Raw genomic sequence first — 15039 nt, 5'->3', positions numbered from 1 at the left:
AGCCTATGTTATCCGATCGGATATTGGGTCTCATTCGCGATGTGTGGCCTGACGTGGCTACCGTGTTGGCAAAGCCATGGGAAACACCCTCTGCCATGACCAATAGCATCCTTACATTATTACAGTCTTCAGTGAATTGGACTAAAGACATGCTGGAGCATGTTGCAGTGGTTGGCTCGCCTGATCAACTTATTCTTTGTCTCATAAGCAATGATCAGGTGCTTCTATGCAGCCCCCGTAAAGATATCAGCCTGCTGGCACATCCATTTGTGCATGAATTGGTCGAGAGGTTTGATGTATGTTTTGATGAGTATGCTTTTGATCCGACTTGTGTCTGTATGGTGACTTCTCTATCAGCACCTTTGCAAGCTAGATTTATATTGCCTTCTGTCCTATTGACCAGCCTGTTTCATTCTAATATGTATCCTGCGGCCCGACTCACGCTTGGAATTTCCTATCTCGCCTCGTATTTAAGGCGCTCTCATCTTGCCACTGTCGAGTTAATGGATTGTCAATTAGGGCCTGATGTGGCTGCTATTGTTGAACGTGTGACGCAAACTCATCCGGATATTCTAGGAATTTCAGTCAACTTTGGTCAGTTTGATCTTATGGAGCAATTGCTGGATCGTATCTATGATCCAACCATCGTGAGTGAACCTCCGATCGTAATTTTGGGCAATATTCTGCCTGCCATGTGCTTCCGCGAAATTTTGAAGGTCTATCCAGAGGTTGTAATCTGTCGCAAAGAGGGTGAGCTCGGGCTAGCCGCCCTTGTGAAGTATGGCCGTGATCGCTCTCGTTGGAATCAGATACCGGGTATTTACTATTGCGATAAACAGGGAAAACTGGTGAGTACTCCACCGAACTACTTGCCGATGGAAAATTTGCCACCTCCGGCGCTTGATACTGTGGCCCAACTTTTCGAGCAGGATGGTGTGATAACGGCTGAGTTTAGCCGTGGCTGTCAATATAACCAGTGTAGTTTCTGTCCACGTTCTCATAAAGGGAGCATATGGAGAACTGTGCCAGTTGCATCTATGCTTCAACACTGGGAGATTTTTACTCAGGTCTTTCAGCATTTTAAACGCATGCCTCATGTTTTTCTTGCCGACGAGGATTTTGTTGGTATAGAAGATGGTGATGCCACTATTCAGCGTATCACTGACTTTTTAGATGGGGCACAGGAGCGCAATTTACACGTGACTTTCGATGCATCCTGTCGCGCTGATCAGATTTTCCGCGAAGGTCGTGATCAAAGCTGGCATCTGAGTCGAGGTGAATTATTTAAACATTGTGTAGAAAGAGGATTATCACGGCTCTTTGTTGGGGTCGAATCAGGTGCTTCTGCACAGCTTTTACGTTACAATAAGGGTAGTTCAGTAAGTGAAATGGTCTCGGCCATCCGGTATTTAAGCCTCTTAGGTATACAACTGCGTTTTGGCTTTATCTTTTTTGATCCACTGATGTCAGTGAACGATATGATTGAAAATATCGATTTTCTAGGCAGAACGGATATCATACTTCCCTCAGCTCGTGGCTCTTCAGTGGAAGAGATATATTCTCTCGTATCATCTAATCATCAGCAGGAAATGCCGTGGATGAGTGGACGCGCCGTCTTTGAGGAGGTCTCATACATGGTCTCTCCGCTTGAGGTATTGGAAAAGAGCCGTTATCTCTTTGATTTGCGAGGACAGGCACCACAATTGATGAATGAGCAGTTGGATGTGTCGTTTGCACGTTATGCTACTTCATATGTTGTGCCAGAGATAGGTATCATCTGTAAGGCATGTCAGTATTGGGTAAATTATTGCTTTCCGATAGTCTACGTCTTAAAAGGGCTTCAGAAAGTCTCTCAAGGCAAAGAGAGAGCGTTGTTGCGTCAAGCGATTTCTAGCCATCGCTATCTTGGATATATGCTCATTCGAGGACTGGTTGAAGTCTTCTCTCTCGTTGATCGGACTACCTTGCAACGTTGGGAAAAGATGCACGGAGGACTTGAAGGCTGTCAGAGCCTCTATGCAGTTGCACGTGACCAGCTACAAGAAGGGCATACTGATGAAGCCATTCACAGTGTTTTATTGTGGTATGAAGCGCAAATACAGCTTATAATGGAGCAGGTGAACACACAGGTTTCTGTCATGTCGGCATCGAAGCAGAGTGTGTGGCAAGCAGCCTATAATTCGTGGATTGCTGGCTCCCTCTCTCAGACACATGCACTCAGAATAGCTTGAAGGGGATTGGCGCATGATCGATCTTTGCGCAGTAGGCGATCTCAACTGGCTGATGGCTTTATCTGTGCCTCGCCTACCTCTGCTTGGTGAGGAAGTAGCGATAAGCACTATCAAGCGCCACCTCGGCAACGACGCTGCGATTGTCTCTGTACTGGCTTCTCGTCTGGGGTTGCATTGTCAACTATTAGCAACCAACGCAATCGCCACACATGATGGTCAACCGCTTATTCATCTACTCCAGCAGGGAGGTGTCGATATTTCTCTCGTCGATACCGAAGGTGTAACCACTCCCACAACCTTTCTTCTCTCCAGTGCAAGCTCAGATGAGCGTACCTGGTTGATTGAAGATCATACCTTTCGTTCTCCCTCTTCTAATTTTCTTCCCGCTTCTAGATTTGCTTATATTGATGTGTATTCAGGGCACATCGCAGAGCGTCTGGCCCTGATACAGAAGTGGTCTCAAGACAATGTACGTTGTTTGATAAACCTTAGTGCCTCTAATATTCAGGCGAAAGTAGCGTTGCTGGCACACGTCCCATCTCTTGATACGATACAAATTGGAGGGAATGGGAGTGTGGATGAGGCTCGTGTCTGGGGTAATGATCTACTCCAAACGTGCAATGCAAAGGCCGTGGTTATCACATTGGGCCGTCGAGGAGCTGTTCTGGTTGATCTGCATGGTAATTACTATATCTCTGCCGAATCTATCCAACCTTTGAGAACGATAGGGGCTGGGGCGAGTTTTTCGGCCGGCTTTCTTTCCGCTTTGGCACAAGGGGCAACTTATAAAGATGCAGTAGTCTTTGCAAGCAAGCACGCAGCTATTTTTTGCACACTTGAGAAGAGTCCTCTGGAAGTGGTGTAACGATAGATATCAATAGAGTATGAGTAGTTAGATATCAAAAGGAGTGATAAGCCGGATAAAAGGCAGTAGCAGGTAAAATATGATGAGGAAAAGTGGATTCCATTATCCCGATATTATTTTGGCAGCTACCATCGAAGAACGTAATCGCATGGGAATGAGAGAAGCATACTATGTTGCAAAAAATATAAAGAGGAATGGCGAAGAATTTGTAGCCGGAGATTTTTCATATGAAGAAAAAATTAATGCTGCATCTATAGTATGCAGCAGAACTATTAATGGATGGTATATAGCCAGGATTTGGGATAACCTACTCAATGCATATCTGCGGAGTGAATTATATCAAGATCATAAACCCTTTAAGATCAAAATTGCATTTCCCATGCCTGTCACAAGTGCACAATCTTCAAATGAGCTGAGTCAGGTCTTCGTTGCTGCCCTGGAAGATAAATTGAAAGAGATCTTGAGCAAAAAAGATCCATCTGATCATTGGCACGCATCTGTTGCATGTGATACCAATGTGCGTGCAACTGTCAAGGTAAAGCGTACAGTTAGCCTGTATGAAAATATCTCTAAAGAGGAGAAACTCTTCAGTTTTATTGGCCTGTTACCGAAACAACCTCTCTTCGATGGAGTCGTTGATAAGGAGGCTATCTATTTATTGGCCGATGATTCGGTGCGGCGTCAGACAACTCTGGCCAATCTGGCCGCTTTTATTGCTGCTCATGAAGGACATATAGGCGCTGCAACTGCTTTAATCGGTGTCCCAGAATCTGCAAAAATGCAAGCCAGTCCAGAAGCTCTAAAGCTTTTGCAGGATGTATTGGATCGACGTGCCATATCTTGTGAAAGGGTAAATAAAGTTTTAGGTTTTTTCCCTTTGTTTTGTGCTTTGAATTTGCGGGTTGGCGATAAAGAACACAATACTCTGACAAATCTTGAAACCTTATTGCTCGTATCATACTTTGGAAATTCGCAGGATAAGGCAGAATTTGAGAAAGTTTTAGTGCTTGCTGGTAGTTGCCATGATGATCAGGGTCTCATTTCCGATTATTTGAAATTATCCAGCTTGTTGGATTTAGAACGTTTACCTGGCACGCCAGAAGAATTACAAGATATTCTGGTGAAAATATTTGAGTGAGAAGCTCTCCTTTATGCTTAAAAGGCAAGGAGAGGAGCTAAAGAAAAATTGGCAGGAAATTCCAAGGTCTTGTAAGGATTCCAGCTTTAATTTTTATGAGCCAGTAGTGTATTCTTCTCGAAAGGCGTCTTGCCTGACCAGATTGGGATCTTAAGCACAGCTAAAATTGAAGCGAAGAGGAGTACACACAATGGATTTACAGACAATCATCATGGCAGTGGCGATTATCGCGCTATGCAGCTTTATTCTGGGGTTGATTCTTGGCATGAAGTTAGCGCTACCTCATCAACACAGTCGAGGCGGTCGGATGTGAGCCGAGATTCCTTGTTGGGGGCTCTAGATTGTTATCATGATTGCTTCATGAGCATCAAAGCTCCCAGCAAGGTTCTTTCTAAAGAGTTACCTTATGTCAATGAGCACCATTCCAAAAAATTCGCACTTTTTTCCAGATATTGCAAACAGTCTTCACTAGCGCTTTTGATAAGAATACTGTAGCATTTAAAGGAATAGCATCGAATCTTTTAAAAAGGGCATACTAAAGGGGCACTCATACATCGATGTTTGCCGCTGCGTATAAAACAGGTCTTTTCCGAGGAGAATAATATGGTGCGACATTATCCAAATCAGCCACAATTTCCGGCATCCGGTAAACTTATCAAGCGCTTAACCAGTAGTTTGGCAGACATAAAAGACTGGAGTAGGGAACAGTCGATGAGTTATATTGGAGACCGAACACATAGAAGTAGTGATATGATCTATCGTTGGCAACAAGGGCGGGCACAACCCAAGTCAGAAATTGTTGAGATCCTGGCTCAGATTGCTTATAGAGAAGCGAATCTACCACGCGAATGGTGCGAAGACCTGCTGATGGCAACGCATTATTCTGATACAACGGGACTCTTAAATAAATTATGGGGTCCTAAGGAATCCCGCATTATTCCCAATCGTCTGGGGAGGATGGAGCATACACGCCTGATTGGTCGTCAAGAAGAAAGAAAGCAACTGCAAAAATTGCTCTTTCCTAACTATGCTGCCTACCTGATCACAGTTGATGGGATCGGCGGTGTGGGTAAGACAGCATTAGTGCTCGATGTTGCTTATCAATCCTGGCAAGCTAGCATTGGTGAAGCTGTTTTGCCGCATACTCCGACGTTTGATGCGATTATCTTTGTTACTGCTAAGCAGCAATACTTAACTCCTCAAGGTATTCTCCAGCAGACACAAGCGGCTCGCACACTGCGTAAGATTTTCCAGGAGGTGACAAAAACGCTGGAACGTCAGGATATCCCTGCAACTCCATCGCAAGAGCAGGCTGATCTTGTGCGTGAAATTCTTGGACGTCAACGGACGCTGCTGATTGTGGATAACTTGGAAACAATGGAGGATAAACAGGAGATAATCTCCTTTTTGTATCAACTTCCTCCTACTGTGAAAGTCGTTGTTACGACACGCGAACGAACAATGTTTGCTCCCATCCGCTTGGAGCAGTTAGCAGAGGAGGCGGCCAGGGAACTTATTGAGCAGCAAGCAGAAGAGAAGCAGGTGAAGTTGAATGCCAGAGAAGCTCAAATGCTTTATCAACGTATCGGAGGTATACCCGCAGCTTTGGTGTATGCCGTAGGCCAACGAGCTGTGGGCTACTCATTAGAAACGGTACTGCGTAATGTGCCCAACGCCGAAGGCGACGTCGCTCGCTTCTGTTTTCAGGGCTCGGTAGAACCCTTGCGCGATACACCTACCCACGCCATGTTGATGGCATTAGCCCTCTTCCCACAATCTCCATTACGACCAACGGTGAATTATGTCTCCGGACTAGAAAGCGATCCGATCGTTGCAGAGGAGGCTCTCTCTCAATTGCAGCGTCTCTCGCTTGTACGAGAGTTTCAAGATCACTTTCGCATGCTGCCTCTTACACGCGAGTACGCGCTGGCGGAACTGGTTAAACATCCAGAATTCAGCCAAAAAGCACGTGAGCGTTGGGTCGATTGGTATCTACGCTTTGCTGAAACGTATGGCGGTCATGATATGCAGGAGTGGCATCTGGGCTTTGATCGTCTTGAAAGCGAGTGGGAAAATCTCCAGGCTGTCTTTGACTGGTGTGCTATCCATGAACAATATGATCTGATTAAACGTTTTTGGTGTGCAGATGAGCCGGGAAGCGTGGTTGACTTCACTACGATCTATGGCTTATGGGATGATCGATTGACCTGGTTATCCTGGTTGATAGAGAAAGCTGGAGCACGGGGAGACTGGCTTACTGTCCTGGATGCTATTGCTAGCTATGGATATACGCTTACGCTGATGGGACGTCATGATGAGGCTGAAGAATCCTTCAAGCGAGGACATTTGCTGCGTCAGCATACAGAGCCACGGATCGAAGCACGTTTTCTCCTTAATCATGGGTATCTACGGATCTATCAATCGCGCTATGATGAAGCCGATCTGTTTTTTAATCAGGCAACGGACATGCTTCAAAATGTGCCAGATCCAATTCATACGCGGCTGTTGGTGAATATTAATTATGATCGCTCCGCTAATTATTATAGAAGAGGCGATATCCTGACGGCGCGGACCAGTTTTAGGAAAGCAGAGCAGAGCGCCAATGCCTTTGGTTGGCAAAGAATTGCTAACTACTCACAAAACTATCTGGCAGATATTGCCAGTCGAGAAGGAAACTATGCGGAAGCGGAACATCTGTTAGGACCCGGGCTGACCATGGCAGAGCGTAATAACGAGAGGCGGCGTGCTGCCAGCTACAAACGCTCGTATGCCAGGCTAAAGCAGGCGCAGGGCAGGTTATATGAGGCCTTAGATTGGGCAAAGGAAGCCAGAGAGGGCTACGAGCGCCTTGGCGCCAAGCAAGAGATACAAGGTTTAGATGATCTGATTCAAGAGTTGCGGGAGCAGATCAAGGGCTGATAGGAGTTGTATTTTCCCGAAGCATACCTCCCTCAGTCCTTTTTACTATGCCATCACTTCAAGAAAACATGTCTAGAGAAAGCCATAATGACTGGTGAGCATGCGATTTGGTTATCATCTATTATCTCTTGGAGTGTCGAGTATGCTATTAAGAATGGACAGCAACTCTTTTGCCGGACATAAACGACTCGTAGCTCTCACACTAAATTTGATGTATTATCTTGCTTTTGAGAAAGTGCGCTTTAAGGAGATGAGATTTATCAATTGCAGTGTGGGTGATTACAAGCTTTTGAGAAATAGCTGGTTCACCGCTTGCACTGGCTCTTTATAGAGTAAGAGGGTACTCAGGTCGCCTGAGTTCTTCTTGCTCTATTATCTTTTAGATGAGGAAGAAACATGTGGGTTATGATCACGGGCATCACAAAAATAGAGGATGCATTAAACGCATGGAATCTAGGAGCGGATGCGTTTGGGGTAGTAGTGGGACAAGCGGATGTTTTCAATACCAATTTTATTTCCCCCGAGTTAGCCATGTCAGTTGAAGTAGCGACAGCTATCACGAAGAGCCTTTCTCTTGTTTCTGAAAGCGCTCCATCCTTTAGGATAAGGAAAGCCAGGCAGGAATGTCTATCCCCAACTTTATTTTCATCCATGGATGGCTTGCATACCTTGCCCAAAGTGCTTGGAGAGATGGAAGAATTTTGTGGAAGTGTGCTTGTTACTGATCTGATGGATGTACATAAGATTATATATTTAACCATCGTGATCGGAGTAAGAATCATATTGCTTACTGGGAATATTACACCCGAGGATATCATTGACATCAAAAATAGATTGCCTTACATAAAAGTAATCAGATCTCTTCCTGTCATAGATGATTCTTGCATGCTACTTGTGAAACAGTACCTGCGTGTTGCAGATGCCATAGAGCTAGATACTATAGATCCTGTCACAAACAAGATTGGTGGAACAGGAAATATCCACGATTGGAACATAAGCAAAAAGGTCATACAAGAGTATGGATGTAAAATGCCTATTATTTTAGCAGGTGGACTTCACTCTGATAATATTGAGAAAGCTATACAAACAGTGAAACCTCTGGGGGTAGATGTGAGTTCTGGCGTTAAGGATGGAAAAGGAGTTGATGGCAGAGAACTTCAAGATGAAAAATTAGTATCGTTTATATCCAAGGCCAAGCATTTTCAGTGTAGATCTGCTGAATAGAGCAGCCTATGTGTGTTGTCGTCGACAATTCATGAAGTCTGAGAGATCTTTCATGAGTATCCTCAGTTAAAAGTACATTTTTATGCATGCTTATGAAAGTTCCCGCATCTTCTGTGACGCTGCCAGCAAAATACGCTCAAAGAGAAAGGTATTTTGCTGGCTCGGTAAGAACAGGTCGCTCTGTTAGCGCCTTTTTGTGAACATAGGGCTATAAAATAGAAGAGTATTAAATGGCCAGGGATGCCTTTCCACGCACTACTGGATTACTCAACTTGCCAAGCTGCTCGATCTCGATATGGACTATATCTCCTGCGGTCAGGCTGAAAGGGCGTTCTGGAACCAGACCAGTGCCGGTGCAGAGTATCGCACCATGTGGGAAAGCGTCTTCGCGGAAGAGGTGTTCGACCAGCTCGTCCAAATGCCTATGGAGACGGGATGTATTAGTTTCTCCACTCCAATAGATTTGTCCGTCGCGCTCGATATGCATATGAATAGCAAGTTGTCGAGGATCACTTACCTCCCAAACGGGAACAATCCCCGGGCCTAACCCGCAACAGCCAGCATAAACCTTGGCTTGAGGAAGGTAGAGAGGATTTTCACCTTCTATACTGCGCGAACTCACGTCATTTGCGATGGTATATCCTACAATTTCTGCGTGTGCGTTGATCACCAGAGCTAGCTCCGGTTCTGGAACATCCCAATCTGAATCTGCACGCACGACAACAGGCTTATCAGAACCGGCTACGCGGCGTGCGTTTGCTTTGAAGAAGAGTTCGGGGCGCTCGGCCTGATAAACACGGGTATAGATATCTGGCGTCTCACTCTCCTCTACCCGTGCCTCAACTGAGCGTTGATAGGTTACGCCAGCTGCCCAGATCTCCATCTCACTATCGATAGGTGCCAGAAGGTGCTCTGGTAGATGAGCAGATGGAGTGGCCTGGAGCGCCTGTTCAACCTCCTGGCGGAAATCTGTAAGCGAACGCCCTAGCAATTGGGAAATTAAGACACCCTGGGCAAAGTGTCCAATGATTTGACCTTCCTGCGCAATCATCAGTCTTGATGTACCATCGGATTGTATATAACGAATAATTTGCATATCAATAGTCCTTTCTCATGTTGTTAGGACAGGTTCACGGATATGATTGTATCATGCAAATCATGGTATGATAAAATAGCGTAAGATAAATGAGTGTCTCGACACGATTATCTCCATCTGAGAAGCCCCTGCGTATCAGCTGACTCATTATCTCGCCCTCAGTAGATGCAAACAGGTTTGCTTATATTTCTGCATCAGCAATCAATGAGGCTATTCAGTACCGGAGAGCTTTGCGGCGGAAGAGGTTGTGAGCAAATTTATTTAGCTTGTGGTTGAAGGTATCTGGCAGCATTTGCAGCGTAACATAGAGCAAATATTATGAACGAAAGACGGAGCATACCAACAATGAGTGAAAAAAAGGTATCTTATTACATTCATGGCCAGTGGGTCCATGCCGAGACAGATGAATGGATTCCCGACGTTAATCCATCCGACGCGACCCACACCCTTGCTTTGCTACCCGCAGGCGAGCCTGCGATTGTTGATCGAGCGGTTGAAGCCGCACGCCAGGCAGCTGCGACCTGGAAAAACACATCAGGTCCAGCTCGTGCGGAAGTCATGCATCGTGTGGCGAATGTGTTGGCGGCACGTCGTCAGGAGATAGGATCACTGGTTGCTCTGGAGGTTGGTAAACCTATTGGAGAAGCCCTTCAGGAGGTAGATCGCGGTGTCATGATTCTGCGCTATTTCGCCGAAGAAGCTGTTCATCCGCTGGGTCAGGTGATTCCCGCTCAGATAGCTGGCAGTCTACAATACACCATGCGTCAGCCACTTGGTCCGGTCGCAGTGATCTCCCCCTGGAATTTTCCAGTGGCCATCCCTTTATGGAAAATGGCTCCTGCTCTGGCCTATGGCAATACAATTGTTTGGAAGCCAGCAGAGGTCGCTTCGCTTGTGGCCATCAGCCTGGTCGAGGCATTTGATCAAGCGGGCCTACCCGCTGGTGTATTGAATCTTTTGCTGGGCAAAGGCTCACGTATTGGTGATACCCTTATTCAGCATCAGGATATTCGAGCTGTCACTTTTACCGGCTCAGAGTCAACCGGGATGGGGATTGCAGAGAAAGCCGCACGGCGTAATATCAAGTATCAATTGGAAATGGGTGGAAAAAACGCGGCACTGGTACTGGCTGATGCCGATCTTGATCAAGCTGCAAAGCTTGTGGCAGCCGGGGCGATGCGCTTTGCGGGGCAAAAATGTACGGCGACCAGCCGGCTTATCGTGATGGAAGAAGTCCGAGATGAGTTTCTATCACGCTTGATTACTCAGATTAAAGCCTTGCCAGTTGCTCCAGCCAGTGAAGTCCTGAGTGCAGTTGGACCACTATCCACACGCGAGGCACAAGAAAAAGTACGTAGTTACGCAGAGGCGGGAGCAAAAGTAGGTACTGTTCTTCTTGGAGGACATGAGGTTTCCAGTGCTGCATGTAAAAACGGTTTTTTCTTTGAGCCCACGGTGATCGCAGATGTCCCCAATGATGCCTCTGTTGTGCAAGAAGAGGTTTTTGGACCGCTGTTGACCGTGCAGACAGCCAGGAGCTTTGAAGAGGTTCTTTCTCTGGCAAACAGTACACGCTTTGGATTAAGCGTCTCACTATTCACGCGAGATATCAATGCGATCTTGAGTTATGTTCAGGAAATTGAATGCGGCATGGTACGCGTGAATGGCGATACCACAGGAGTTGATCCACACGCTCCCTTTGGTGGTATGCACTATTCCAGTTCACACTCACGCGAACAGGGGCCTGCGGCAGTTGAGTTCTTTACTGATATGAAAACCGTTCAAATTAATCCGGCTGGCTAAGTAGATAGGTAGATCTGCGCCATCTGAGCAAAAGTTATCCTCTGCCTTAATCTAATGAAGGAGCAAGTGCGTGCCAATTGATCCACAAAAACTGCGCAGCCAACAACTGCGGCATGTGAACTATCAGGGTGATGCTTTACGCCTGGGCATGAACTGGACGGAAGAAGATTTGGCGAAACCTCAGGTACTTGTTGATAGCGCCTATGGTATGGGCCATCCCGGGACATTTCATTTTCGCCCACTCATTGAAGAGGTCAGCAATGGCGTCTTTGAGGCTGGCGGGAAGCCAGGAGTTTTTACTGTCAGTGATATTTGTGATGGCGTTGCTCAGGCGCATGCTGGGATGAGCTACTCTCTCGTTTCGCGCGATATCATGGCTGCGATGATCGAGATTCATGCTCTTGGTCATCCGCATGATGGTATGGTCCTGGTCTCTGGGAACGATAAATCGGTACCTGCGCACTTGCTGGCAATCGCTCGCTGTAACTTGCCCGCGATTCATCTTCCGGGTGGAACACAGTTGAATGCTCCTGACTATGTTACCTCAAATCATATGTGGGATATGGGGATGGCGGTCGAGCGTGGAGAGGTATCATCAGCCGATTTCGAGCTGGCTCAGCATGGAGCATGTCCGACGTGTGGAGCATGTCAGTTTATGGGAAGTGCCAGCACAGGACAAGTTTTGTCTGAGGCGCTTGGTCTGGCCTTGCCCGGCTCTGCACTTGTTCCTGCTCCCCTGACTCACCTTTTGCGTTATGCTCGTGCAACAGGCAAACAAATTTTGCGTCTGATTGAAGAGGAGATCACTCCGCGACGTATTTTGACACGGCAGGCTTTTGAAAACGCGATTATGATTCATTCCGCAGTCGGTGGTTCCACAAATGCTTTGCTTCACCTTCCTGTCATTGCCCGTGAGGCAGGCGTTGAGATTACTATTGACGATTTTGATCGTATTCATCGTCAGGTGCCTGTCCTGGCAAATGTTAAGACGACTGGACGTTATCCCGTTGAATATTTCTGGTATGCGGGTGGCGTGCCTGCCGTTATGCTTGAGCTACGCGACATGCTCCATCTGGATTGCCTGACCGTGACAGGGAAGACCCTGGGCGAAAATCTGGCTGAGATTGAACACAGTCGCTTTTTTGCTGAGCGCATAGGTTACTTGAACAATGTGAAAGTACCCCGGCGTGAAATTCTTCGTCCGCGTACCGATCCTTTTGGACCTGATGGAGGTATCGCCGTGTTGCGTGGCAACCTTGCTCCAGGTGGATCTGTTATAAAAACGTTCTCAGTTCCCAAAGAAATGCATATTCATACAGGACCAGCGCGAGTCTTTGATTTTGAGGATAGTGCTCTCGATGCTCTGCGTGAACGCCAGATTAATCCTGGTGATGTGGTTGTCATTCGTTATGAGGGACCACGCGCTAATGGGATGCCTGAAATGTATTTTGCCTCAACCATCATTGCTGCCGACCCCACACTGAATACGACCACAGCTCTGATTACTGATGGGCGCTTCTCCGGGGCAATGAAGGGGCCTTGCGTGGGACACATTACTCCTGAAGCTTTGGAGGGCGGTCCCCTGGCTCTGATTGAGGAAAATGATCTGATCGAAATCCATGTACCGGAACGCAGATTGGCGTTGGTTGGCGTTCAGGGACAGCACCTTTCTGAGGAGGAGATTTCGCGTGTACTGGCAGAGCGGCGAAGCCGATGGATATCACCACCATCACGTCATAATAGTGGTATCCTCTCCCTTTACGCACGTGTCGCAGGAGGCGCATCCGAAGGAGCATCCATGACTTAAGGCGATTCCTTGTGATTGTCCTGTGAAAAGATACGGGCTCTTGTGTCTTGTTTGTGACTTCTTTTTCTTAAACTGTATGGTAACAGAACCTATCACAAAATAGGTTGATGATTGTAGAAAGGAGTCGGTTCGCATGTCTTTTGTTATCCTGGATGTCTGGGATACCTTGACTGCGCATGTGTGACAGTGCAAGCAGATGAAAGTCGTGCGATCCCAACACGACAAGGAGCAGGGATATGACTAGTAATTGGATAAGTTCACTCCTGGATGATGTATTCGAGCATGCCAGAATGCGGTTTCAAGCTTCTCCACGACGCTTCTGGCATCTGTTATTATCGATCGGCTTTATTCTCATTATTGGTGCCTGGATTTTTCGTATGCAAGGATTTATAGACTGGGACAATGATGCTGGACTTGCTGGTTTATGTATCATGCTCGTTGTTCTACTGCTAGGCACAATTGCGAGCGCCTCGCTGCATGGTTATCACCTCTATCAGGATTTGTGGGTGAAGTATACATTGTGGTCAATGTGTTCGCTCTCTGTTGTTTTTGTTGTTATCGCTTTTCTACATCTTGGATGAAAAATTATATCGTAGTTGTGGGGGGAAGTGATTAATTTCAGATGTTTACGCTATATTCGTACCTCCACGTGAGTAGCTGTGTGACTGGTGAATAAATAATGTGCTGGCTAATTTTGCTCGGCAAGTAAGAGCAAGCAGAATTAGCCAGCACATTTTAATGAAGTTGACGCTGCATGGAAGAAAAAGAATATGATATTGGTTACAAGGATATCGAGTTGGCACAACCAACTCGATTGAGTTATACGTTCCAGTGATGACAGAACTGATAGAGAATATCAGTTCTGTAAGCTGTATAGTTGCTCTTCTTGTTGCCGGGGACTCTCTTGCGGATGGATTGCCAGCACAGGATAAGTACTATCACCCACAATATGTTCAGTAACACTTCCCAATAAGAAACGCTGGAGGCCGCTACGATTATGTGCTGCCATGACGATTAAACTACATTCCCCGGAGGTCGATGTCTCTTTGATGAGTCGGGCTTGTTGAAGAATTGTCTCTGCTATATCTGTGTTGATCCTTACTGTCTTTTTTATCTGTATATGCGTATATGGTAGCCATTTTGTTCGGAGGCGTTGAGCGGTCTCCTTCAGATACATGTTTGCTTCTCTGTAAGCTTGCTCTATTGTTTCTTGTTCAGCAAAATCCCAATCTTCCGCGTTTTTATTAACCGGGGGAGCATCTATTACTCGCATCAAGTGCACTACAATCTTCTGTGATGGTACCGTTAAGGCTTGCAGGAGTTGCATCGATGGTTCCAGTGCTGTTTCGGCAAAAGATGATCCATCTAGTGGGATCAATATGTGAAAGGCATGAGAGGGATCGTTATCAAGTAGCGGCTCTCCATGTTCGTTCAAGGATAAAACAGGTACCGGACTACGACGGATGGTCTGTTGTGTAATATGCTTGAGAAACCAATGCGTCAACATCGTGTCTTTGTGGCGGTACATTACGATCAGGTCAGCGTGCTCTGTCGATGCTGTAGAAATGATGCTGGAGACTGTGTTGCCTGCTTCTGCTTCAATTTCTACAGCAATATCTTGTAACGCCTCTCTATAGGTGTGGGCTACCTGGGACAGGTAGCTTATCGCATCGGAGAGTGCCTTCTCAAATGTAGTTGGATTGGTTGCAATCGCGGCTTCTGATCCATAGTTTGCGATGACATGACCCGGCGAAACGACGTGGGTAAGTATGATTGATCCGTGCGTCGCTCGTGCGATCCGTGCGGCAACAGGCACCGCTTTTTCGGCAAAAGATGATCCATCAAGAGGTACAATCAGGCGATGAAACATAATATGATTCCTTTCTTCAGAGAAATTATCAGCGATATTAGCTCTTTTAGTTCTAATATACGGGATGATAATCACAATCGTGTTAC

11 protein-coding genes are annotated in these 15039 nt (G+C 46.4%); 9 read left to right on the top strand and 2 right to left on the bottom strand.

Going from position 1 to position 15039, the window contains the following annotated elements; translation table 11 throughout:
• Positions 1 to 5: 5 nt before the first annotated feature.
• The 6 genes from AC27N8_RS16010 (at position 6) to AC27N8_RS15985 (ending at position 8377) form a co-directional block, all read left to right on the top strand.
• Complete coding sequence (locus AC27N8_RS16010) at positions 6 to 2231, top strand: B12-binding domain-containing radical SAM protein (protein ID WP_487068390.1); 2226 nt, start codon at positions 6 to 8, stop codon at positions 2229 to 2231.
• 13 nt (positions 2232 to 2244) lie between these two features.
• Complete coding sequence (locus AC27N8_RS16005) at positions 2245 to 3096, top strand: carbohydrate kinase family protein (protein ID WP_487068389.1); 852 nt, start codon at positions 2245 to 2247, stop codon at positions 3094 to 3096.
• 79 nt (positions 3097 to 3175) lie between these two features.
• A complete protein-coding gene (locus AC27N8_RS16000; RefSeq protein WP_487068388.1) occupies positions 3176 to 4234 on the top strand; it encodes a hypothetical protein in 1059 nt (352 codons plus the stop codon).
• A gap of 190 nt (positions 4235 to 4424) precedes the next feature.
• The gene (locus tag AC27N8_RS15995) at positions 4425 to 4547 is read left to right on the top strand and encodes a hypothetical protein (RefSeq protein WP_487068387.1); all 123 of its coding nucleotides are present in this window, start codon (positions 4425 to 4427) and stop codon (positions 4545 to 4547) included.
• 290 nt (positions 4548 to 4837) lie between these two features.
• Positions 4838 to 7153, top strand: coding sequence for an NB-ARC domain-containing protein (locus tag AC27N8_RS15990; protein WP_487068386.1), 2316 nt, complete (start codon positions 4838 to 4840; stop codon positions 7151 to 7153).
• Positions 7154 to 7549: 396 nt separating this feature from the next.
• The gene (locus AC27N8_RS15985) at positions 7550 to 8377 is read left to right on the top strand and encodes a phosphoribosylanthranilate isomerase (RefSeq protein ID WP_487068385.1); all 828 of its coding nucleotides are present in this window, start codon (positions 7550 to 7552) and stop codon (positions 8375 to 8377) included.
• Positions 8378 to 8603: 226 nt separating this feature from the next.
• On the opposite strand, the gene AC27N8_RS15980 is transcribed toward AC27N8_RS15985, so the two are convergent.
• Positions 8604 to 9473, bottom strand: coding sequence for a fumarylacetoacetate hydrolase family protein (locus AC27N8_RS15980; RefSeq protein WP_487068384.1), 870 nt, complete (start codon positions 9471 to 9473; stop codon positions 8604 to 8606).
• 345 nt (positions 9474 to 9818) lie between these two features.
• Between AC27N8_RS15980 and AC27N8_RS15975 the strand changes: the two genes are divergently transcribed.
• The 3 genes from AC27N8_RS15975 to AC27N8_RS15965 all read left to right on the top strand — a co-directional run bounded on the left by AC27N8_RS15975 (position 9819) and on the right by AC27N8_RS15965 (position 13664).
• Positions 9819 to 11276: an aldehyde dehydrogenase family protein gene (locus AC27N8_RS15975; RefSeq protein ID WP_487068383.1), complete on the top strand. Its 1458-nt coding sequence runs from the start codon at positions 9819 to 9821 to the stop codon at positions 11274 to 11276.
• Positions 11277 to 11346: 70 nt separating this feature from the next.
• Positions 11347 to 13083, top strand: coding sequence for a dihydroxy-acid dehydratase (gene ilvD / locus AC27N8_RS15970; protein WP_487068382.1), 1737 nt, complete (start codon positions 11347 to 11349; stop codon positions 13081 to 13083).
• A 236-nt stretch (positions 13084 to 13319) separates the two neighbouring features.
• The gene (locus AC27N8_RS15965) at positions 13320 to 13664 is read left to right on the top strand and encodes a hypothetical protein (protein WP_487068381.1); all 345 of its coding nucleotides are present in this window, start codon (positions 13320 to 13322) and stop codon (positions 13662 to 13664) included.
• A gap of 275 nt (positions 13665 to 13939) precedes the next feature.
• Here the strand turns inward: AC27N8_RS15965 and AC27N8_RS15960 are convergent, their stop codons facing one another.
• Positions 13940 to 14953, bottom strand: a complete 1014-nt coding sequence (locus AC27N8_RS15960) for a universal stress protein (RefSeq protein ID WP_487068380.1) — start codon at positions 14951 to 14953, stop codon at positions 13940 to 13942.
• Between the last annotated feature and the right edge of the window lie 86 nt (positions 14954 to 15039).

The sequence above is a fragment of the Dictyobacter sp. Z7_2 genome, from assembly GCF_057551105.1.
Note: the sequence above shows the minus strand (reverse complement) of the source record. Positions and strands in the feature narration are given on the sequence as shown.